Origin of the sequence: Novosphingopyxis iocasae (genome assembly GCF_014334095.1) — a bacterium.
Lineage (GTDB): Bacteria > Pseudomonadota > Alphaproteobacteria > Sphingomonadales > Sphingomonadaceae > Novosphingopyxis > Novosphingopyxis iocasae.
Genome location: NZ_CP060495.1, coordinates 1,762,150 through 1,783,516, shown reverse-complemented (window position 1 = coordinate 1,783,516; position 21,367 = coordinate 1,762,150). Strand labels below are relative to the sequence as shown.

Annotated in this window: 13 protein-coding genes; 6 read left to right on the top strand and 7 right to left on the bottom strand. The window is 63.7% G+C overall.

All coding sequences use genetic code 11. The annotated features are described in order from the left end of the window. Nucleotides 1–51: 51 nt before the first annotated feature. Nucleotides 52–4,725, bottom strand: coding sequence for an NAD-glutamate dehydrogenase (locus H7X45_RS08505; RefSeq protein WP_187334480.1), 4,674 nt, complete (start codon nucleotides 4,723–4,725; stop codon nucleotides 52–54). Between the two features lie 163 nt (nucleotides 4,726–4,888). Here H7X45_RS08505 and H7X45_RS08500 point away from each other — a divergent pair, with 163 nt between their 5' ends. After that, nucleotides 4,889–6,124, top strand: coding sequence for a dicarboxylate/amino acid:cation symporter (locus H7X45_RS08500; RefSeq protein WP_187334479.1), 1,236 nt, complete (start codon nucleotides 4,889–4,891; stop codon nucleotides 6,122–6,124). Between the two features lie 10 nt (nucleotides 6,125–6,134). Here the strand turns inward: H7X45_RS08500 and H7X45_RS08495 are convergent, their stop codons facing one another. Further along, nucleotides 6,135–7,424, bottom strand: coding sequence for an adenylosuccinate synthase (locus H7X45_RS08495; protein ID WP_187334478.1), 1,290 nt, complete (start codon nucleotides 7,422–7,424; stop codon nucleotides 6,135–6,137). Nucleotides 7,425–7,552: 128 nt separating this feature from the next. On the opposite strand from H7X45_RS08495, the gene H7X45_RS08490 reads away from it, so the two are divergent. Continuing rightward, a complete protein-coding gene (locus H7X45_RS08490; RefSeq protein WP_246449405.1) occupies nucleotides 7,553–8,386 on the top strand; it encodes an aldo/keto reductase in 834 nt (277 codons plus the stop codon). 68 nt (nucleotides 8,387–8,454) lie between these two features. Here H7X45_RS08490 and H7X45_RS08485 read toward each other — a convergent pair whose 3' ends face one another. The 3 genes from H7X45_RS08485 to H7X45_RS08475 all read right to left on the bottom strand — a co-directional run bounded on the left by H7X45_RS08485 (nucleotide 8,455) and on the right by H7X45_RS08475 (nucleotide 12,597). Beyond that, nucleotides 8,455–9,561: an ATP phosphoribosyltransferase regulatory subunit gene (locus H7X45_RS08485; protein WP_187334477.1), complete on the bottom strand. Its 1,107-nt coding sequence runs from the start codon at nucleotides 9,559–9,561 to the stop codon at nucleotides 8,455–8,457. Between the two features lie 163 nt (nucleotides 9,562–9,724). Then, nucleotides 9,725–11,311 (bottom strand): phosphoglycerate dehydrogenase, encoded by a 1,587-nt coding sequence (serA, locus tag H7X45_RS08480; protein WP_187334476.1) that lies wholly within the window; start codon nucleotides 11,309–11,311, stop codon nucleotides 9,725–9,727. A 113-nt stretch (nucleotides 11,312–11,424) separates the two neighbouring features. Next, nucleotides 11,425–12,597, bottom strand: coding sequence for a phosphoserine transaminase (locus H7X45_RS08475; protein ID WP_187334475.1), 1,173 nt, complete (start codon nucleotides 12,595–12,597; stop codon nucleotides 11,425–11,427). A 171-nt stretch (nucleotides 12,598–12,768) separates the two neighbouring features. Between H7X45_RS08475 and H7X45_RS08470 the strand changes: the two genes are divergently transcribed. From H7X45_RS08470 to H7X45_RS08460, 3 genes are read left to right on the top strand one after another with little or no spacing between them, the layout of a single operon-like run. Continuing rightward, nucleotides 12,769–15,015 (top strand): putative bifunctional diguanylate cyclase/phosphodiesterase, encoded by a 2,247-nt coding sequence (locus H7X45_RS08470; protein WP_214645480.1) that lies wholly within the window; start codon nucleotides 12,769–12,771, stop codon nucleotides 15,013–15,015. 43 nt (nucleotides 15,016–15,058) lie between these two features. Then, nucleotides 15,059–15,718, top strand: coding sequence for an extensin-like domain-containing protein (locus H7X45_RS08465; protein ID WP_187334473.1), 660 nt, complete (start codon nucleotides 15,059–15,061; stop codon nucleotides 15,716–15,718). Nucleotides 15,719–15,746: 28 nt separating this feature from the next. Further along, nucleotides 15,747–16,619, top strand: a complete 873-nt coding sequence (locus H7X45_RS08460) for an LOG family protein (protein WP_187334472.1) — start codon at nucleotides 15,747–15,749, stop codon at nucleotides 16,617–16,619. A 67-nt stretch (nucleotides 16,620–16,686) separates the two neighbouring features. On the opposite strand, the gene H7X45_RS08455 is transcribed toward H7X45_RS08460, so the two are convergent. Beyond that, nucleotides 16,687–17,355, bottom strand: coding sequence for a c-type cytochrome (locus H7X45_RS08455; RefSeq protein ID WP_187334471.1), 669 nt, complete (start codon nucleotides 17,353–17,355; stop codon nucleotides 16,687–16,689). Nucleotides 17,356–17,660: 305 nt separating this feature from the next. Here H7X45_RS08455 and H7X45_RS08450 point away from each other — a divergent pair, with 305 nt between their 5' ends. Then, nucleotides 17,661–18,398, top strand: a complete 738-nt coding sequence (locus H7X45_RS08450) for an ATP-grasp fold amidoligase family protein (RefSeq protein WP_246449404.1) — start codon at nucleotides 17,661–17,663, stop codon at nucleotides 18,396–18,398. A 49-nt stretch (nucleotides 18,399–18,447) separates the two neighbouring features. Here the strand turns inward: H7X45_RS08450 and polA are convergent, their stop codons facing one another. After that, nucleotides 18,448–21,255, bottom strand: a complete 2,808-nt coding sequence (gene polA, locus H7X45_RS08445; RefSeq protein ID WP_187334469.1) for a DNA polymerase I — start codon at nucleotides 21,253–21,255, stop codon at nucleotides 18,448–18,450. Nucleotides 21,256–21,367: the final 112 nt, after the last annotated feature.

Genomic DNA, 21,367 nt, shown 5'->3' with positions numbered 1-21,367 from the left:
GAAAAAGAACGGTGCTTCGACAGGCTCAGCACGAACGATGTGGGGAGAGTTTTACCGTCCCAGAAGCACCCGCGCTTGGCCAGCGATCTGCGCCAGCATCGGCACGCTGGCTACCGGCGCCTTCTGCGCGCGCTCGATCAGGCCGGTGAACTGCGCGATGCGTTCCTCGCGTCCCTGCGCCCAATTGTCGACGAACTGCGCGAGATCCTTGGAGCGCGCACGGCGCAGGAAATCGAGCCGCATCTGCTGGAAATCGCGGGCGAGGCCAGCGGCGAGCAGGCGCTCCCACGGATCGGCGGGGCTCATCGTGTTGGCGGTTGTCTGCGCCCATCCTAGGCCCAGCATATCGCCCACCTTGATGAACGCCGCGCCGACTTCCCGCGCGGGGATTTCGCGCTGGCGGGCAAGGTCGGCGATGCCGATCGCGCCGTCCGCCTTATAGAGATGCGTTACGTTCTCGGCGAGCTCGCGCGGGGCACCTTCGGCCACCATCGCTTCGGTCTGGTTGCTGGCGATCTCGCAGGCGCGATCGGACAGAAGCTCGTCCACATCAACGGTCAGTTTGCCGACGCCTTCCTCAAGCTGCGCGACGATCTCGCCGATCGGCTTGGCCGCATGGTCGGTCCGCATCAGGTCCGCGATGTGGGAGCGTGCCGCCATGGCCAGCATGTCGAACAGATCCAGCCGGGCCTGCTCGTCCATCGCGGTCCGGTCCAGCTCGTCCCACAGCTGTTGCAGGCCGAACAGACGCTCGACCACGATGAACGCGTTTGCGACATCGCCGGGCGATGCGCCTTCCTCCTCGGCCAGCTCGAACGGGTAGATGATGTTGAGGCGGTTGACCATGCGGTTGGCAATCCGCGTGGCGATGATTTCACCGCGCAGGCGATGGTTTAGGATCGCGTCGCGGTGCGCCTTGCGCATCGCTTCCGGGAAGGCAGAAAGCAGCTCGTCGTCGAGCGAGCCGTCGTCCAGCTTCACCGTGCCTTCGATCGAATCCTGCAGCGCCAGTTTGCCGGTGGCGAGCAACACGGCGAGCTCGGGGCGCGTCATGCCCTCCTGATCCTGGCCGCGGCGCAGCAGCTCCTCATTTCCGGGCAGCCCCTCGACCGCGCGGTCCAGCCGCCCTTCGCCCTCGAACGTCTCGATCAGGCGCACATAGCTTGCCAGGCCCTCGGTGCCGTCATTTTCGGCGATGGAGATGCCGAGCGCCTGGTGCCGATTGTCCTCCAGCACGATTTCGGAGACCGCATCGGTCATGGACTTCAGGAGGGCGTTGCGCTTGTCCTCCTTCAGATTGCCGTCGCGCAGCTCGGTATTGAGCGCGATCTTGATGTTCACTTCCTTGTCCGAACAGTCGACGCCCGCGCTATTGTCGATGAAGTCGGCATTGATACGGCCGCCCTTCAGATCGAACGCGATGCGCGCGCCCTGCGTGACTGCCAGGTTCGCGCCCTCACCGATCACCCGCACGTTCAGATCCTCGGCATTGACGCGGATCGGATCGTTGGCGGGATCGCCCACGTCGATATGGCCTTCGGCCTTGGCCTTCACATAGGTGCCGATGCCGCCAAACCAAAGCAGATCCGCCTGCATCTTCAGGATCGCGGACATGAGGCGGGCGGGATCTACCGTCTCCTCCTCGATGGCCAACATCTCGCGAACCTGCTTGGAAAGCTTGATGCTCTTTTCGGAGCGGGCGAACACGCCGCCGCCCTTGGAGATCAGCTTCTTGTCATAATCTTCCCAGCTGGAGCGGGGCAGATCGAACAGGCGCTTGCGCTCATCCCAGCTCTTGGCGGGATCGGGATCGGGGTCGAGGAAGATGTGGCGATGGTCGAACGCGGCGACTAGCTTGATCGCCTTCGACAGCAGCATGCCGTTGCCGAACACGTCGCCGGACATGTCGCCCACGCCGCATACGCGCACGCTTTCTTCCTGCACGTCCACGCCCATTTCGGCGAAGTGACGCTGCACGGAAATCCACGCGCCCTTGGCGGTGATGCCCATCGCCTTGTGATCATATCCGTTGCTGCCGCCGCTGGCGAAGGCATCGCCCAGCCAGAAGCCGCGCTCGATCGCGATGGCGTTGGCGGTGTCGCTGAAGGTTGCCGTGCCCTTGTCGGCGGCGACCACGAAATAGGGGTCTTCGCCGTCATGGATGACCACCTGATCGGGGTGCACCACCTTATCCTCGACGATATTGTCGGTGATCGACAGCAGCGTGCGGATGAAGATCTTGTAGCACTCGGTGCCCTCGGCGATCCACGCGTCGCGGTCCTCGGCCGGATTGGGCAGGCGCTTGGGAAAGAAGCCGCCCTTGGCGCCCGTCGGCACGATCACCGCATTTTTCACGCGCTGCGCCTTCATCAGCCCCAGGATCTCGGTGCGGAAATCGTCGCGCCGGTCGGACCAGCGCAGGCCGCCGCGGGCCACCGGGCCAGCGCGCAGATGGATGCCCTCGACGCGCGGGGAATAGACGAAGATTTCGCGCCACGGCACGGGTGCGGGCAGACCGGGGATCGCCGCGCTCTCGATCTTGAAGCCCAGCGCTTCCTCCGCGCTGTCCGCAAAGGCATTGGTGCGCAGGACGGCGAGCGCCACCGAGCGCAGGCTGCGCAAGATGCGGTCCTCGTCGATCGCCGCGACGTTCAGCAGCAGCTCGTCGATACGGGCGTTGGCGGCCTGGCTTTCGCCCTCCCGGTCGCCATCGAAAGCGGGATCGTGGCGCACGCGGAACATGTGAATCAGCTGCCGCGTGATCTCCGGCGCGCGCGCCAGACTGTCGATCACTGTCTGCATGGAGAAGCTCATGCCGGTCTGGCGCAGATAGCGGAACCAGGCGCGCAGCCACACCACGGCTTCGGGCTCCAAGGCGGCGGAGATGATCAGGCTGTTGAATGGATCGTTCTCGACGCTGCCGTCGATTTCCGCGGTGATGGCGCGTTCGATCGTCTCGGCGCGCTCCACCAGCGCCTCGGCCTTGCCGGCATCGCGCACGCCGAGGAGAAAATCGTGGATATAGGCGAAGGTGCCGTCGCCGAGCGGGGAGGGGATCTCGCCCAGCACTTCGAAGCCAAAATCTTCCAGCACGGGCACCGCATCGCTGAGCGGCAGGGCGCCGCCCAGATGGTAGATCTTCAGGCGCAGCTGATGCTCCTGATCGCCCTCCAGGCGATAGAGCCGGGCACCGCGGCGGTGGCCTTCGTCCAGCGCATGCAGGCGCAAGATATCGGCGGCCGCCTCATGCGGATTATAGGCACCGCGATAAGAGGTGCCGAAATTCTCGGCATAGCGCAGGGAGAGTGCGGCGGCGCGCTTCTCGTCGATCGTTTCGGCGAGAGCGGATTCTACCGCGGGCTGCCAGCCGCGCACCATGCGCTTCAGCTTCGCATCGAGCGCCTCTTCATCGATTACCGCATTGCGATCGTCCAGATTGAGCGTGAAGCGCAGGAGCGCCACTTGCCCGTCTTCCAGCGAGATCGACCAGCTTAAAATTTCGCCGTCCGCGCTGCGCTTCAGCATGTCCTCGATGGACTTGCGCATCGAGGTGGAGACATCGTCGCGCGGAAGCCAGACGAACACGAACAGATGCCGACCGAGCGGGGAGCGGGTGGTCAGCAGCTTCGGGCGCGGCCGGTCCGACAGCGACATGTTGGTGAGGACGATCCGTTCCAGATCGGCCAAAAGGAAGGTGATCAGCAGGTCATGCGGCAGGCTGGTGAGCGCATGGCTCAGCGATTTGCCGGCATGGCCGGACGGATCGAAGCCGAACTTGTCCATCAGGCTGGCAAGATGCGCGCGCAGCACGGGGATGCGGCTGGGCGGCGTGGCCAGCGCGGCGCTGGTCCAGAGGCCCGCGTGGAGCGAGATGGCGACAATCTTGTCGCCATCGCGTACCGGGCAAAGCACCAGGTCCATCAGCACCGCGCGATGCACGGTGGACACGCGGTTCGCCTTCATCAGCAGCGGCACGCCCTTGCCCTCGTCGAACCACTGAAAAGCGCGCTCGCGGGCCTCGTCCGACAGGATCTGCTCGTCGTCGACGCGGGCAACGCCCAGGCAATTGGTGCGGCCGCCGTCACGTGCGATCCGCTCATGCGCCACCAATGTCAGATTGCGGTCGAGGAACCAGCGCAGAAGCGCGCTGCCGTCGCCATCGGGCAGCGCTTCGGCATCTTCGCCCATCGCCACCTGCATTTTCAGCCAATCGTCCACCGCGGCGCGCACATCGCGCAGCACATCGCGCAATATCTCTTCCAGCGCGCGGCGCTGTTTGGCGTCTACGCGCTCGATCTCGATATAGATGAAGCTTTCGGCGCGGTCCGGCCCGCCGCGTTCGTTGCGGATGGTTTCGAGCACGCCATTATTGCCGCGCTCCACGGTCACCACCGGGTGGATCAGCCGATAGATGTCGATGCCTTGGCCGGCGATCGCGTTCGCCACCGAATCGACCAGAAACGGCATGTCGTCGTTCGCGATGGCGAGTCGCATCAGGCGACGACCGTTGATGCCGGTCAGACTTTCCATTCCCAGCGCGGGTTCGCCAGCGGTGCGGGTCTCGGCGGTCTTGAGAACGAAGGCAGCGGCGGCGCTGCACGCCTCGTCGTCGAAATGCTCGTCCTCTCCGGGGAGCGCACTGGCGCGAAACGCCGTGCCCAGAGCGTCGAGGAGCGCCGGATCGACACCCTCCTTAGCGGATTGCGTCTTGTCACCGTCTGCCATGCTGTCCTCGCCGTCCTCGTTCCTGTCGAAGCGCTTCGTTAGCCGCGCTATGCGCCTTGTAATTTTATTACTCAACCCCCCGCGGAAGTTCCATCGACAGCGCCATTTTCTTGCTCCGCGTCCTGCCGCTCGCTAGCGTCCGGGGGAGAAAAGGGAGTGGGAAATGAAGACCTGGTTCAGGATACCGCTGTGGCAGCGCGTGATCGCGGCTTTGGTGCTCGGCGTCGTCACCGGCCTTCTATGGGGTCCGGGATCGGAGAGCATCAAGATCATCGGCGATGTGTTCATCGCCTCGATCAAGATGCTCGTGGTCCCCCTCATCTTCTTCTCGCTGGTTTCCGGCGTCGCCGCGATTGGCGATCTGCGCAAGCTGGGCGCGGTTGGCGGGCGCGCGATGCTGCTGTTCGTGGTCACCGGTCAGATCGCGGTTTGGCTGGGCCTGTTTCTCGGTACCGTGATCCAGCCGGGTATCGGCGTCGATGCCAGCAATATCGAAATGGGGCCGGTGCCCGAGCCGTCCGGCGAGGGCTGGCGCCAGATGGTGCTGTCGATCATTCCACAAAGCCCCGTGCAGGTGATGGCGGACGTGAACGTGCTGCCGCTCATCGTGTTTGCTCTCCTCATCGGCATCGGCATCCTGATGGCGAAGGAAGAGGGCGAGCCGGTCGGCCGCATCTTCGATTCCGGCTCGGTCGTGATGCAGAAGGTCACCATTATCGTCATGGAGCTGACGCCCTTCGGCGTATTCGCGCTGATGGCCTGGGTGGCGGGCAATCTGGGTTATGACGCGCTGATCGCGCTCGCGAAGCTCGTCGGCCTCAACTATCTCGGCTGCCTGCTGATCATCTTCGTGATGTATTCGGCGATGATCAAGCTGCTGGCGCGCCTGCCGGTGCGCGATTTCTTCCGCGGCATCATCGATGCGATGGCGGTCAGCTATTCCACCGCCTCGTCCAACGCCACGCTGCCCGTCACCATGCGCTGCGCGGAACGCAATCTCGGCGTCTCCCCCAGCGTTTCCAGCTTCGTGCTGTCGCTGGGCGCCACGATCAACATGAACGGCACGGCGATGTATCTGGGCCTGGCCACGCTCTTCGGCGCGCAGGTGTTCGGGGTCGATCTCAGCTGGACCGATTATTTCATGATCTCGATCACCGCCACGCTGGGCGCGGTCGGAGCGGCGGGTATTCCGGGTGCGGGGCTGATCATGATGGCGCTGGTGTTCGGCACCGTCGGCGTGCCGCTGGAAACGATCGCGTTCGTGGCGGGCGTCGACCGGATCATGGACATGATGCGCACGGTGACCAATGTCAGCGGTGACGCCACGGTCGCCACCGTGGTGGCCCACATGACCGGAGAACTGGATCGCGCCGAACTGATCAGCGCGGACGACGTCTAGAAGTTCAAGGTTAGTCCGCGAAGGGATCGCGCACCAGGATGGTGTCGTCGCGTTCGGGGCTGGTGGAGACCAGCGCCACGGGCGTTTCGATCAGCTCCTGCACGCGGCTGATATATTTGATCGCCTGGGCGGGCAGATCGGCCCAGCTGCGTGCGCCCGCGGTGGTCGCCTGCCAACCTTCCATCTCCTCGTAGATCGGCTCGACCGCTTCCTGATCGGCGGCGTGGGCGGGCAGATAGTCTAGAATCTTGCCGCGCAGACGATAGCCGGTGCAGATGCGGATGGTCTCGAACCCGTCGAGCACGTCCAGCTTGGTAAGCGCGATGCCGGTGACGCCGGAGACCGCGCAGGACTGGCGCACCAGCACCGCATCGAACCAGCCGCAGCGGCGCTTGCGCCCGGTGACGGTGCCGAATTCATGGCCTTGTTCGCCAAGGCGCTGTCCGGTCTCGTCCTCCAGCTCGGTGGGGAAGGGGCCGGAGCCGACGCGCGTGGTGTAGGCCTTCACGATGCCCAGCACGAAGCCGGTGGCCGAGGGCCCCAAGCCCGATCCGCCCGCGGCGGTGCCCGACACGGTGTTGGAGCTGGTGACGAAGGGATAGGTTCCGTGGTCGACATCGAGCAGCACGCCCTGCGCGCCTTCGAACAGGATCTTCGCGCCGGCCTTGCGCACCTTTTTCAGGCGCTTCCACACAGGCTGCGCATATTGCAGCACGAACGGCGCGATCTCGCGTAGATCCGCCAGCAACGCCTCGCGGTCCACGGGCGGCTGATCGAAGCCGGCACGCAGCGCGTCGTGATGCGCGCACAGGCGATCAAGCTGCGGCTCCAGCGCATCGAGATGGGCGAGGTCGCACACGCGGATCGCACGGCGGCCGACCTTGTCCTCATAGGCCGGGCCGATGCCGCGACCGGTGGTGCCGATCTTGCCGGAGCCTGCCGCATTTTCGCGCAGACCGTCGAGATCGCGGTGCAGTGGCAAGATGAGCGCGCAATTGTCCGCGACCGCGAAATTATCGTCGGTGATGGTGACGCCCTGGCCGCTCAGCTTCTCCACCTCGGCCTTTAGTGCCCAGGGATCGAGCACCACGCCGTTGCCGATGATGGACAAGGTGCCGGTGACGATGCCGGAGGGCAGCAGGGAGAGTTTGTAGACCTCGCCGTCCACCACCAGCGTGTGCCCCGCATTATGGCCGCCCTGAAAGCGTACCACGGCGTCCGCGCGGCTGGAGAGCCAGTCCACGATCTTGCCCTTGCCCTCGTCGCCCCATTGCGCGCCGATCACCGTGACGTTGGCCAATGCTCTGCCCCTTGCTGTCGATCCGTTTCGAAGCGCCGCCCTAAAAGCGGGGCGGCGCCAGGTCCAGCGATAAGGGCGGACCTCATGCGGGGGTTCGTTCGTTGAGGGGGCATAGAGAAAGGATTTTTATGAGCACCGACACCATGTCCCAGACGCCGATGATCGAACTGAACGACGGCCGTTCGATCCCGCAACTCGGCTTCGGCACCTACAAGATCGACGAAGAGAACGCGGCAGAGGCCGTGCGCAAAGCCGTGGATATCGGCTATCGCCTCGTCGATACCGCCGCGATCTATCAGAATGAAAAGGGCGTCGGCGAAGGCCTGAAGGGCCATGACGATATATGGCTGACGACCAAGGTCTGGAACGAAAGCCAGGGCTATGATCGCACGCTGAAGGCGTTCGACAAGTGCCTCGACCGGCTGGGCCGCGATTCGGTGGATTGCGTGCTGATCCACTGGCCGTGCCCGGACAACGATCTGTATGTCGACACCTGGAAGGCTTTTGTAGAAATCCAGAAGGCAGGCAAGGCGAAGTCGATCGGCGTGTCCAACTTCCTGGAACCGCATCTGAAGCGCATTGCGGATGAAACCGGCGTGGTGCCCGTGCTCAACCAGATCGAACTGCATCCCAGCTTCCAGCAGAAGGAAGCGCGCAAGGTGCATGAGGAGATGGGCATCGCCACGCAAAGCTGGAGCCCGCTGGGTCAGGGCGATGCGATGGGCAATGACGTCGTCAAGAAAATCGCCGAGAAGCTTGATCGCACGCCCGCGCAGGTGGTGCTGCGCTGGCACATCGACAACGGCCTGCTCGTGATCCCCAAGGCCTCGTCCGAAGATCATATGCGCGACAATTTCGGCGTGCTCGACTTCGAATTGAGCGAAGACGACCTTGCGGCGTTCGACCAGCTCGACAGCAAGGACGGTCGCCTTGGGCCGGACCCTGCGACGATGAACAGCTGATCGCTTCGATCGACCAAATGTGAAAGGGGCTCCCGCCAACGCGGGGGCCCTTTTTTGGTTGGCTCGCCTTACAACGGCTGCGCTGCGCCGTTTTCTAGGCGATGCGTACAGCCCAGCGCATTTGCGTCGTCCACGTCGGATAGGGCGGCAACAGTGCGCCAGCCCTCGCTGCGCAGCTTCGCCGAAGCCGCGCCATCATGGCCTATCGGCAGGAACAGGCGCCTTGCGCTCTCGCCATTTCCGGCTTCGGCCAGCGCGTCGGGGTAGAGCGAAAAGCCGGTCGCCGGTTCGCTGCCGCCATCAGCCTGTCTCAGCATATAGGTGCCGCCGCGCCCCAGGCTGGCGACATGGCCGTCGGCATAAAGCGTGAAGCCGAACCAGCTCTGATATTCGAAACCGTGCCGCTCGGTCGGGTCCAGCGTCAGACGGATATCGTCGGCGATGGGGAGGGCGATGGCGCGCAGGCCCTCGATCCGGGATGCCAGCGCACCGCCCGCATCGAGCGCTTCCAGTTTCGTCAGCGCATCATGATAAGGGCCGGCCGCGGCGATGAGCGGCAGATAGTCCTGCGCGCCCAGAGCGGCGAGACCGCCTGCATCCTTGCTGTCCAGCTCCGCCTTAACCGCTTCCAGCTTCGCGCCGTCCAGCGGATAGCGCGTCTCGGCCAGGCGATCGACCAGATCGGGCAGGGTGAAATCCACGGTGATGCCGGTAACGCCCGCGCTCTGCAGCGCCTCGATGGCGAGCGAGACGACCTCGCGCGCGGCGGCCACCTCGTCCGATCCGATGATCTCCGCACCGATCTGCGTCATCTGCCGTTCCGGGCGCAGCTGGCCGGAGCGCAGACGCAGCACCTGACCGGCATAGCAGAGGCGCAGCGGACGCGGCGCATCGGCCAGACGGCTGGCGGCGATGCGCCCGATCTGCGTGGTCATGTCGGTGCGAAGGGCCAAAGTGCGCTGCGAGATCGGATCGGTGAAGCGCAGATGATCGGTGCGGTTGCCGCCGCGCTGGCTCAGCGCGCGCTCGGTTTCGGCCAGCGGCGGATCGACCCGGTCATAGCCATGGCTCGCCAGCACGCCGAGCACCGCGCGCTCGATCGCCGCGCCGCGCTCGGCCACGGGCGCCAGACGATCGCGGAAGCCGACCGGCAACAATTCGGGGGTGTCACTCATCGCTGGGGTCTTTGATGGGATAAGACGCTTTGCGCAAGGGGGCGCCGTCATTGCGAGGAGCGCAGCGACGAAGCAATCCAGGGCAATTGCAGGGCTGCATCCGCTCTGGATTGCCGCGTCGCCTACGGCTCCTCGCAATGACGTATTTTCGGTAGGGCGGGTCTTATTTGAAGCCCAGCCCCTTCACCTTCTTCACGCCGTCGAGGTTGCAGATCTTCCACATCACCGGCTCGTCCACCGGCTGGTCGACCGAGAGCAGCAGCACCGCCTCGTCGCCCCGCACGCCGGTGCGGCGGCCGAGGTGGAAGGTGCCGATATTGACGCCTGCCTCGCCCAGCGCGGTGCCGACCTTGCCGATGAAGCCGGGAATATCCTCGTTCACGATATATAGCATGTCGCCGCCAAGATCGGCCTCGATCTTGATGCCGAACAGTTCGACCAGTCGCGGCTGGGCATCGCCGAACAACGTGCCGGCAACCGAACGCTCGCCCTCATCGGTGGTGACGGTGACGCGCAGCAGGGTGTGATAATCCTGCGTGCGATCATGGCGCACCTCGCGCACGTCCAGCCCGCGCTCGCGCGCCAGATAGGGCGCGTTCACCATGTTCACGGTGTCCGAATAGACGCGCATCAGGCCCGCCAGCACGGCGCCGCTGATCGGCTTGATGTTGAGCTGCGCGGCGGCGCCCTCCACCTCGATCTCCACCCCGCGGATGTCCTTGCCGAGCAGCTGGCCGACCAGGCTGCCGAGCTTTTCGGCGAGCGCCATATAGGGGCGCACGCGCGGTGCTTCCTCGGCGGACAGGCTGGGCATGTTGAGGGCGTTGGTGACGCCGCCGGACAGTAGATAATCGCTCAGCTGCTCGGCCACCTGAATGGCGACATTGACCTGCGCCTCGTCGGTCGAGGCGCCCAGATGCGGCGTGCATACGAGGCCGGGCGTGCCGAACAACGGATTGTCCTTGGCCGGTTCCTCGGCGAACACGTCGAGCGCCGCGCCCGCGACCTGGCCCGATTCCAGCGCCTCCTTCAGCGCCGCTTCGTCGATCAGCCCGCCGCGCGCGCAGTTGATGATGCGCACGCCCTTCTTGGTCTTGGCGAGCGCCTCCTTGGACAGGATGCCGCGCGTCTGGTCGGTCAGCGGCGTGTGCAACGTGATGAAGTCGGCGCGGTCCAGCAGCTGGTCCAGCTCCACCTTTTCCACGCCCATTTCCAGCGCGCGGTCGGGCGTCAGGAACGGATCGAACGCCACCACCTTCATCTTGAGACCGAGCGCGCGGTCCGCGACGATCGAACCGATATTGCCCGCACCGATCAGGCCGAGCGTCTTGGACGTCAGCTCGACGCCCATGAACTTGGATTTTTCCCACTTGCCGGCCTGGGTGGAGGCATCGGCTTCGGGCAGCTGGCGGGCGAGGGCGAACATCATCGCGATGGCATGCTCTGCCGTGGTGATGGAGTTGCCGAACGGCGTGTTCATCACCACCACGCCCTTGGATGAGGCGGCGGGGATATCGACATTGTCGACGCCGATGCCGGCACGGCCGATCACCTTCAGATTGTCGGCAGCTTCGAGAATTTCGGGCGTGACCTTGGTGGAACTGCGGATGGCAAGGCCGTCATAGTCGCCGATGATGGCTTTCAGCTCTTCCGGCGTCTTGCCGGTAATCTCGTCCACCTCGATCCCGCGCGTCCGGAAAATCTCGGCGGCCTTGGGGGACATTTTGTCGGAAATCAGGACTTTGGGCATGGGTTTGCCTTTCAGAAATATCTGATGCCGTTCGCACTGGGCCTGTCGAAACCCTGCTCTGCCGAAAAGGCAGGACAGTCTTTCGACTGGCTCAGAGCGAGCGGAAAATTAGCTCAGTTATGCTTGGCCTTAACCTCGGCATAGGCCCATTCGATCCACGGCAGCAGACGCTTCAGGTCTTCCTGCTCCACCGTGCCGCCGCACCAGATGCGAAGGGAGGGCGGAGCGTCGCGATAGCCGTTGAAGTCATAGGCGACGTCCAGTTCCTCGAGCATCGAGGCGATGGTCTTGGGCACCGACGCCTTGGCGTCATCGTCCAGCCCATCATACCAGTCGCCCTGGAACACCATGCACACGCCGGTATTGGTGCGCAGCGCCGGATCGTCGACCATGTTGCGCAGCCACGGCGTGGCTTCGATCCAGTCGGTCACGATCTTGGCATTGGCGTCGGCGCGATCATGCATCGCCTGCAGCCCGCCGATGCTCTTCGCCCATTCCAGCGCCGCGATATAATCCTCGGTCGCCATCATGGACGGGGTGTTGATCGTCGCGCCTTCGAAAATCGCGGTGTTGAGCTTGCCACCCTTTTTCAGGCGGAAAAGCTTGGGCAGCGGCCATTCCGGATCGTAGCTTTCGATCCGCTCCACCGCGCGCGGGGACAGGATCAGCATGCCGTGGGCGGCTTCGGAGCCCATCACCTTCTGCCAGCTATAGGTCGTGGCATCGAGCTTCGGCCAATCCATCGGCTGCGCGAAGATGGCGCTGGTGGCATCGTTGATGGTGATGCCGGTGCGGTCTTCGGCGATGAAGTCCGCATTGGGCACGCGCACGCCGGAGGTGGTACCATTCCAGGTGAACACGATGTCGTTGTCGGCCGGGATGGCGGACAGATCGGGCAGCTTGCCGTAATCGGCATCGAGGACGGTAAGGTCCTGCAATTTCAGCTGCTTGACGGCATCCTGAATCCAGACATTGCCGAAGCTTTCCCACGCGGCGACGGTGGCCGGGCCCTTGCCGAGCATGGACCACATCGCGCATTCCAGCGCGCCGGTGTCCGATCCGGGCATGATGCCGATCAGATAATCGTCGGGCACGCCCAGCAGTTCGCGGCTGAGGTCGATCGCATATTTCAGGCGCGCCTTGCCGATCTTGGACCGGTGCGAGCGGCCGAGCGATTCGGTCTTCAATTTGTCGAAGGACCAGCCGGGCGGTTTTGCGGTGGGGCCGGAGGAGAAAAAGGGGCGCTCCGGGCGCAATTCGGGCTGCGTATTCTTGTATTCGGTCATGCTATGCTTCTCCTTACAGAGAGCGCGCGCCGCGTTGGGACGGCGTGGCCCGTGGGGCGGCCTACAGGCCTGTCGTCCCAAGTCAAGCATTGCCGCAGCCGGGTCGCCGATCCGTGGCCTTCATCGGACCGATGGTTACTTCTCGGAAAGGTTGTTCGTTTAACGCGAAAAATGATGACGACGCCGCTGCGCCCACAGACGATTCTTGCTTACGGCGTGCCGAGTCTGATTCCGCTCGCCGTCTCCATGAGTCTGAGCCTTCAGGTGCTGATCGAGACCGTGCTGATCGCGCTGGCGACGCTCTCCATCGTGATGATCCAGCGAAAGCTGGATCGGCGTGCGTTCGAACAGGACAAACGGTCCGATGAAGTGCTGCGTGCCGCTGCGCTGCTCGCGGACTATGAGAATGACGGGCGCGGCTGGTTCTGGGAAACGGATCGGCACGGCATCCTTCGCTACATTACGCCGATGGTGGCCGAGCGCACCGGCCTGCATGTCGAGGATATTGTCGGCAAGCAGTTCACCAGCCTGATCGCGCAGATCGGCAAACGGGACGATGAGCGAGAAGAACGCACGCTAGGCTTCCACCTTTCGTCGCGTACTCCCTTCAGCGAGCTTTCGATCAAGATTAATGTGGATGAGGAGCGCTGGTGGTCCGTTTCGGGCAATCCGGTGCTCGACGATCTGGGCAATTTTCAGGGGTTTCGCGGCAGCGGCACCGATCTCACCGACATGCGCGAAACGCAGAACGCGTTTCAGCAGCTCGCCCGCTACGACACGCTGACGGGCCTTGCGAACCGCTTGGAAATCAACCGGCTGCTCGAACAATCGCTCAAGGGCCATATGGGCAAGAGCGAGCCTTGCACGCTGTTCCTGCTCGATCTCGACCGGTTCAAACAGGTCAACGATACGCTGGGCCACCCTGCGGGCGATGCCCTGCTGGTTCAGGTGGCGGACCGGCTTCAGCGCGTGGTGGATGATCGCGGCACGGTGGGGCGCCTTGGCGGAGACGAATTTCAGATCGTACTGCCCAAGCTGATTGCGACTGCCGACCTAGAAAAGCTGGCCAAGCGCATCATCGAATCGCTGTCGCTGCCTTATATCGTCGAGGGATCGCAGGTCCGCATTGGCGCCTCGATCGGCATCGCGGTGCATGAAAGCGGCGAAGTGAAGCCGGCATCTCTCGTGCGCAATGCCGATCTTTCTCTTTACAGCGCCAAGGATGCGGGGCGCGGCACCTACCGTTTCTACGAAGAATCGATGCATCTCGAAGCTTCGGAGCGGCGCACCCTGGAAGAAGATTTGCGCGACGCGCTCGGCCGCGGCGAGCTTTCGCTCGTCTATCAGCCGGTGATCGACGTTGCGACGGAGAAGATCGTCGGCTTCGAGGTGCTGACCCGCTGGGATCATCCTACGCGCGGTCGGATCAGCCCCGATGTGTTCATTCCCATCGCCGAGGAAGCCAATCTGATCGGCCGGATGGGCGAATGGATTCTGCGCAGCGCCTGCGCACAGATTGCCGTCTGGCCGGGCAAGCTGCGCATCGCCGTCAACGTTTCGCCCACGCAGTTCGCAGCGGGCGACATTACCGCAGTGGCGCTGAATGCCATTGCCCAGACGGGGATCGAGCCATCGCAGCTGGAGCTGGAGATCACCGAAAGCGTGTTCCTGGATGGGGGCGATGACAATATCGAGACGTTCAACCGGCTGAAGGCCAGCGGCGTTCGGCTGGCGCTGGACGATTTTGGAACGGGCTATTCCGCGCTCGGATATCTGAAGAAAGTGCCGTTCGACAAAATCAAGATCGATCAGAGCTTTGTGCGCGGCGCCGCCCAAAAGGGCAGCATGAATAGCGCGATCATTGCCTCGATCGTCAGCCTGGCCGATGCGCTAGGGATGGATACCACGGCAGAGGGCGCGGAGACCCATGACGAACTGGCCCTCGTGCGCCAGCTCGGTTGCAGCCATGTTCAGGGCTATATCTACGGTAAGCCGATGGACCCCACCAGCGCCACCGTGCTGCTGAGTGAGCGGGATGGCTACGCCTATGCGGAAGGATTCAAGTCCAACCGCGTGGCACGCAAGCGCATCTTCCGCCGGATCGGCGTGCATCATGACGGCTTCTGCTATGAAGGGCTGGTGCGCAATATTTCGCCCGGCGGCGCGATGATCGATGGCTTGTGGGATGTGCCCGCCGGCACGCAGTTCAAGTTGGAGCTGGACAATAACCGCTTCGTCGGGGCCACCACGCGCTGGTCGCACGAGAACCGGATGGGCGTGGAATTCGATGCGGAGATCGCGCTGTCCACATTGGGCGAGGCGAGCAAGTTCAAGGTGCAGACCGGCTGGCGCGACGGGCGGGAGGGCGAAGGCACGCTCTCGACAGAGCCGCCCATGGAGAAGCGCAGCGCCGCCTGAGCGTTGAGACATCGTTAACCATGGCGCGCTTAGATTTCCATCGATGCGCTCGCTGACCCGTCCGTTGCTTTTCTCGACACTACTGCTGGCAGGATGCGGTGTCCTGCCGCACGGCAAGGCGGACCGTAACCCGCGTCCCGAACCCGCAGCGGCCACCTCTGCATTTTCCTCGACGTCCGCGCGGCAATGCCTGGCCGATCTCGGCCATGCCGGCGTGCGCTATCAGGCTTTGCCCAACCGCGAATTTGGCGGCGGATGCCGGACGGTCGATACGGTCCAACTTCTCGATATCGGTGTTCCGACGACAAATCTCGGCGCGCTGACCTGCCCGCTGGCAGCCGGTTTCTCCGCATGGGCGCGCTACGCCGTGCAGCCGGCGGCTCGCCAGATGCTTGGCAGCGACGTCGTGAAGATCGAGACGATGGGGACCTATGCCTGCCGCAACATCAACGGCGCAGGTTCCGGCAAGCTTTCGCAGCACGCGCTGGCCAATGCGGTGGACGTTTCCGCATTCGTCTTGCGCGATGGGCGGCGCGTCAGCGTGGAGCGCGGCTGGAATGGCGATCCGCGTGAACAGGCGTTCCTGCGCACACTGCATGCTTCTGCGTGCCGCCGCTTCGGCACCGTGCTCGGGCCGGACTATAATAGCGCGCATTATAATCACCTGCACTTCGACATGTCCGGCAATGGCTATTGCCGCTGAGCGCGGGCTGGCTTAGGCCGCGCCCCGTATGACGAAAAAGAACATCAAGGAACGGCGCTTCTACCGCGCCAAACAGGAAGCCCGCTTCGCCGAAGAAGAAGCGGTCGAAACGCCCCAGACACAGGACCCGGCCTACCGGCTGGCCTTCCAGGATAAAGAATTCCTCCTGCGCGAGGAACTGCGTCCGGTGCGCTTCCAGCTGGAACTGCTGAAGCCGGAAATGCTGCTGGAAGAGCAGGGCATCGGCTCTACGCTGGTAATCTACGGCTCAGCCCGTATTCCTTCGCCCGAAAAGGCGCAAGGCGTGATCGATGCCGCCGTGGACGAGCGTTCGCAGGAAATTGCGCGCCGCCTGGCGGCCAAGGCGAAATATTATGAGGAAGCGCGCAAGCTCGCTTATCTCGCCAGCAAGAGCGAGTTTCGCGAAGTCGACGGCAAGCGGCATTTCGTGGTCTGCTCGGGCGGCGGCCCGTCGATTATGGAAGCCGCCAATCGCGGCGCGCAGGATGCGGGCAAGGAATCCATCGGCCTCAACATCGTGTTGCCGCACGAACAGGCGCCCAATGATTATGTGACGCCCTCCTTGTCCTTCCGCTTCCACTATTTCGCGCTTCGGAAGATGCACTTCCTGCTGCGCGCGCGCGCGGTCGCGGCCTTCCCCGGCGGCTTCGGCACGTTCGACGAATTTTTCGAACTGCTGACGCTGGTGCAGACCGGCAAGGTCGAGAAAATGCCGATCCTGCTTTACGGCCGCGATTTCTGGACGCGCGTGATCAACTTCGACGAGCTGCTGCTGGAAGGCACGATCAGCCCGGCCGATCTCGATCTGTTCAAGATCGTCGAAACGGCCGAGGAAGGCTGGCAAATGATCTGCGACTTCTACGAGCTGGAGACGAACTGAAAACGCCGCCCGGATGGGGCGGCGTTCTTACAATTCATGTCATGTCGAAAGAGCGGATGCCTTCCGCTTATGGCAGCGCTTCGGCGGGGGGGGCGACTTCGCCGGTGCCCTTCGTCGCGGGTTCCTTGTCGGTCACGGCGTCGCCTACGGGCTCTTCTTCCGCCTTCACGGCGCCGTCGCCTTCGCCACCTTCAGCTGCGCCCTCGGCGGGCGGCGGCGGGTAGGGCAGGTTGGAACCCTGCTCGTTCAGATAGGCAATAATGTCAGCGCGGTCCTGCGGATCGCCGAGGCCGGCGAAGGTCATCTTGGTACCGGGTGCAAACTTGCGCGGGCTTTCCAGCCATTTGTTCAGTTGGTCGAACGTCCAGGTACCGCCGATCGAAGAAAGCGCTTCGGAAAAGGCGAAGCCGCCCACGCCCTTGCCGATGGGTTCGCCGACTACGCCGTACAGGTTCGGGCCGATACCGTTTGCGCCGCCCTGATTGATCGTGTGGCAGGCGGCGCACTTCTTGAACACGGTTTCGCCATGCGCAACGTCCGCCTTGGCGAGCAGCGTGGCAAGCGGCGGGCCGCTTGATTCGCCGCCTTCTGCCGCGGTGTCCTCGATGAAGTAGCCCATCTTTTCGCCTTCGGGGTTCTCCGTGTGAAACACGCTGCCGAAGCCGATCGAGAGACCCAAAGCGACCACGCCGCCCCCTAGAATCCAACCGATCAAAGTGTTGTTGCGATCTTGCATGTCGTGGCCCTGAAAGCGTTGGCGGCATTGCGCTTGCCCGCGCGCCGATAAGGAAAGGTTTCGGGCGATTTAGAGGCGGACTGCTCCGGAGGCAAGGCCAAGTGAAGCGAAACCGCGCTCCGGTGCGTTGGACGGGCCATAGCTTATGCGGAGTTGAGACGGATGCAGCGGTTTTGAATATGTCCCTATCGCCGGGGCGGGCGCGAAGGCGGCCGTTGGAACTGCCAGCGCCCTTTCTTCATCGCCTCCGCGTCAGGCTCTGCTATGGCTGGCGGCACCGGCGGCTCCTTCATCTGGCCCATCCGGTGAGCTTCACCGAACGCGTTCAGCACCGCAAACTTTTCGACCATGACCCGCGTTTCGCAAGACTGACGGACAAGATCGCTGCCAAAGCTTATGCGGCGGACCGGCTCGGAAGCGACTGGGTGATACCCACTTTGTGGCAAGGGAATGCGTTGCCGCCGGAACCGGTCTGGCCCACGCCGTTCGTGCTAAAGGCCCGCCATGGCTGCAATCAGAGCGCGTTCTGCCGCGATGCGCAGGTGGATTGGCAGCAGCTTCGCGCCGCGTCCGTGCGGTGGATGGCAAAGAGCTATGGCTGCTGGCTCGACGAATGGGCTTATCGCGATGTGCCGCGCGGACTGCTCGTCGAACCCTTTATCGGATCGGACGGCGTGCTGCCGGTGGACTACAAGATCTACGTTTTCGGAGGCCGCGCGGAATATGTGCAGGTGCACCTGGACCGGGAGACCGCGCACCGCTGGCTGTTGTTCGACCGGGACCTGGCGCCAGTATCGAACGATCCGCGCGGCGACCATCCGGCGTTTCCGGCCAGCATCGGCGCGATGATCGCAGCAGCGGAAACGCTCGCCGCGGACTTCGACTTTCTGCGCTGCGACTTTTACGATACCGACGCAGGCCCGCGCTTCGGCGAATTCGCGGTTTACCCCGGCTCGGGCCTGGACCCATTCGATCCGGTGGAGCTGGATTACGCGATCGGCGCGAAATGGGGCCAAGTGCTTGGAGAGCAGCCTATTATTTAAGAGCTGCCCGCCAGAAACTGGCGCAAAATGGCCTTTTGCGACGAAGCCCTTAGTGCGCGGCATCCCAGCTTTTGCCGCTGCCGATCTCCACGCCGAGCGGCACGCTTAGCTCCACCGCAGGGGCGGCGGCTTCGGCCATGACGCGTTCGATCACCGCGCTCGCCGCCTCCACATCGCCTTCGGGCAGTTCGAACACCAGTTCGTCATGAACCTGCAGCAGCATCTTGACGTGGCCGAGCCCCGCCTCTTCCAGCGCAGGCTCCATGCGGATCATGGCGCGCTTGATGATGTCCGCGCTGGTGCCCTGAATGGGCGCGTTGATCGCGGCGCGTTCGGAGCCCTGCCGTTCGGCCTGATTCTTGGACTGGATGCGCGGGAAATGCGTCTTGCGGCCGAACAGTGTTTCGGTGAAGCCCTTGGAACGGACCTGCTCCAGCGTGCGCGTCATGTAGCGCGCGATGCCGGGGAAGCGCTCGAAATAGCGGTCGATCATCTCCTGCGCTTCGTCCGGCTCCACCTCCAGCCGCTTGGCGAGGCCCCAGCGCGAAATGCCGTAAAGAATCGCGAAGTTGATCGTCTTCGCGCGCCCGCGCGTGTCGCGGTTCACCTCGCCGAACAGCTCCTGCGCGGTGCGATTGTGGATGTCTTCGCCGGCCTCGAACGCTTCGCGCAGTTCCGGAACGTCGGCGATATGCGCGGCGAGGCGCAGCTCGATCTGGCTGTAGTCCGCGGCGAGCAGGACATTGCCCGGCTCGGCCACAAAAGCCTCGCGGATCTGGCGGCCGATGGCGGTGCGGATCGGGATGTTCTGCAGGTTCGGATCAGTGGAGGAAAGCCGCCCGGTCTGCGCACCGACCAGGCTGTAGCTGGTGTGGACGCGGCCAGTGGTTTCGTTGATCTGGGCCTGCAACGCATCGGTATAGGTGGATTTCAGTTTGGAGAGCTGGCGCCATTCCAGCACCTTGCTCGCCATCTCCACGCCCTGACCGGCAAGCTTTTCCAGCACGCTCTGGTCGGTGGAAAAGGCGCCGGACTTGCCCTTCTTGCCGCCCTTCAGGCCCATCTTGTCGAACAGGATATCGCCCAGCTGCTTGGGGCTGCCGAGCGCGAATTCCTCGCCGGCCAGTTCATGCACCTGTGCCTCGAGCGCTTCCATTTCCTTGGCGAATTCGGTCGAGAGGCGGACCAGCGCGTCGCGGTCCACCTTGATGCCGCGGCACTCCATGCGCGCCACCACCGGCACCAGCGGCCGGTCCACCCGCTCATAGACCTGCGCCACACCTTCCGGCGCCATGCGCAACTTCAGATGCTTCCACAGCCGGAGCGCGACGTCGGCATCTTCGGCGGCGTAAGCGGTGGCGTCCTTCAGCGAAACTTCGTGAAAACCGATTGCCTTTTTGCCGGTGCCGGTGAGCGATTTGTAGCTGATCGGCTCGTGATCCAGATGCGTCTTGGCGAGCGCGTCCATGCCGTGGCCGCCGCCCACTTCCTGTCCCGCATCCAGGCAGAAGCTCATCACCATGCCATCGTCATAGGGGCGGATTTCGATGCCGTGCTGGGCCAGCACGGACATGTCGTATTTGAGGTTCTGACCCACCTTCAGTACCGACTCGTCCTCAAGCAGGGGCTTCAGCTTCGCGAGCACTTCCTTCGCATCGCACTGCACCGGGCGCTCATCGAACATGTCGCTGCCGCCATGAGCGAGCGGAATGTAGCACGCCTCGTTCGGCGCGACGGCCAGGCTGATGCCGACCAGCTTCGCGGTCACCGCCTCCAGGCTGTCGGTCTCGGTATCGAAGCCGATCACGCCCTCTTCGCGCGCCCGCGCGATCCAGTGGTCAAGATCGTCGATATCGGTCACGCAGACATAGCCGGACGTATCGATCTTCGGCATCTCGGGCAGCTTCGCCATCGGGGCCTTGGCAGGCGTCTCCGCCGCTTCGCCGAGCGTCGGCTTGGGCCCGTTGGTGCCCGTCACCTGGCCAAGGCGCTTCAGCAGCGATCCGAAGCCGTGATGCTGCAGAAATTCGCGTAAAGGTTCTTCCGGTATGCCTTTGAGCGCGAAATCCTCCAGCGGTTCGGGGATCGCGCAATCGTCCTTCAGCGTCACCAGCACGCGGCTGAGCCGGGCATTTTCGCTATGTTCGAGCAGATTTTCCTTCATCTTGCTCTTCTTCATGTCCGGCGCGGCGGCGAGCACGGATTCCAGATCGCCATGTTCGGTCAGGAGCTTGGCCGCGGTCTTCGGCCCGATGCCGGGCACGCCCGGAACATTGTCCACGCTGTCGCCCATCAGCGCCAGGACATCGCCCAGCTTCTCGGGCGGCACGCCGAACTTCTCCTGCACATAATCCGCGCCGAGGCGCCGGTCGTTCATGGTGTCGTAGAGGTCCAGACCCGGCTCGATCAGCTGCATCAGATCCTTGTCCGAGCTGACGATCGTCACCTTGAACCCCTGCGCCAGCGCCAGCTTGGCGTAGGTGGCGATAATATCGTCCGCCTCCACGCCGTCCTCTTCGATGCACGGCAGGGAGAAAGCGCGCGTGGCATCGCGGATCATGGGGAATTGCGGCTTCAGGTCTTCCGGCGGCTCGGGCCGGTGCGCCTTATATTCGGAGTACAGATCGTTGCGGAAGGTGTGCGAGCTATAGTCGAAAATCACCGCCATATGGGTGGGCCCGTCGGCGGCGTTCAGATCGTCCACCAGCTTCCACAACATGGTGGTGTAGCCGTAAACCGCGCCCACCGGCTCGCCATGCTTGTTGGTGAGCGGCGGCAGCCGGTGATAGGCGCGGAAGATATAGGCCGATCCGTCGACCAGGAAGAGATGCGGCTGCGCGGGCTTTTCGGAAGTCATGGACGCACAGATAGCGGCTCGGCCCCCGCCATGCCATCGGCAGTTTCGACGGGCGCGGCGGGACAGATTATGACACGCGCCAACGGCTCGTCGCCTTTCATCGTCGATCCAG

What these genes read in the sequence shown, in the direction of transcription:
- H7X45_RS08505 (WP_187334480.1), bottom strand. Translation starts at nt 4,725, where the DNA reads ATGGCAGACGGTGACAAGACGCAATCCGCTAAGGAGGGTGTCGATCCG.
- H7X45_RS08500 (WP_187334479.1), top strand. Translation starts at nt 4,889, where the DNA reads ATGAAGACCTGGTTCAGGATACCGCTGTGGCAGCGCGTGATCGCGGCT.
- H7X45_RS08485 (WP_187334477.1), bottom strand. Translation starts at nt 9,561, where the DNA reads ATGAGTGACACCCCCGAATTGTTGCCGGTCGGCTTCCGCGATCGTCTG.
- H7X45_RS08475 (WP_187334475.1), bottom strand. Translation starts at nt 12,597, where the DNA reads ATGACCGAATACAAGAATACGCAGCCCGAATTGCGCCCGGAGCGCCCC.
- polA (WP_187334469.1), bottom strand. Translation starts at nt 21,255, where the DNA reads ATGACTTCCGAAAAGCCCGCGCAGCCGCATCTCTTCCTGGTCGACGGA.
- H7X45_RS08460 (WP_187334472.1), top strand. Translation starts at nt 15,747, where the DNA reads ATGACGAAAAAGAACATCAAGGAACGGCGCTTCTACCGCGCCAAACAG.
- H7X45_RS08455 (WP_187334471.1), bottom strand. Translation starts at nt 17,355, where the DNA reads ATGCAAGATCGCAACAACACTTTGATCGGTTGGATTCTAGGGGGCGGC.
- H7X45_RS08470 (WP_214645480.1), top strand. Translation starts at nt 12,769, where the DNA reads ATGATGACGACGCCGCTGCGCCCACAGACGATTCTTGCTTACGGCGTG.
- H7X45_RS08490 (WP_246449405.1), top strand. Translation starts at nt 7,553, where the DNA reads ATGAGCACCGACACCATGTCCCAGACGCCGATGATCGAACTGAACGAC.
- H7X45_RS08465 (WP_187334473.1), top strand. Translation starts at nt 15,059, where the DNA reads ATGCGCTCGCTGACCCGTCCGTTGCTTTTCTCGACACTACTGCTGGCA.
- serA (WP_187334476.1), bottom strand. Translation starts at nt 11,311, where the DNA reads ATGCCCAAAGTCCTGATTTCCGACAAAATGTCCCCCAAGGCCGCCGAG.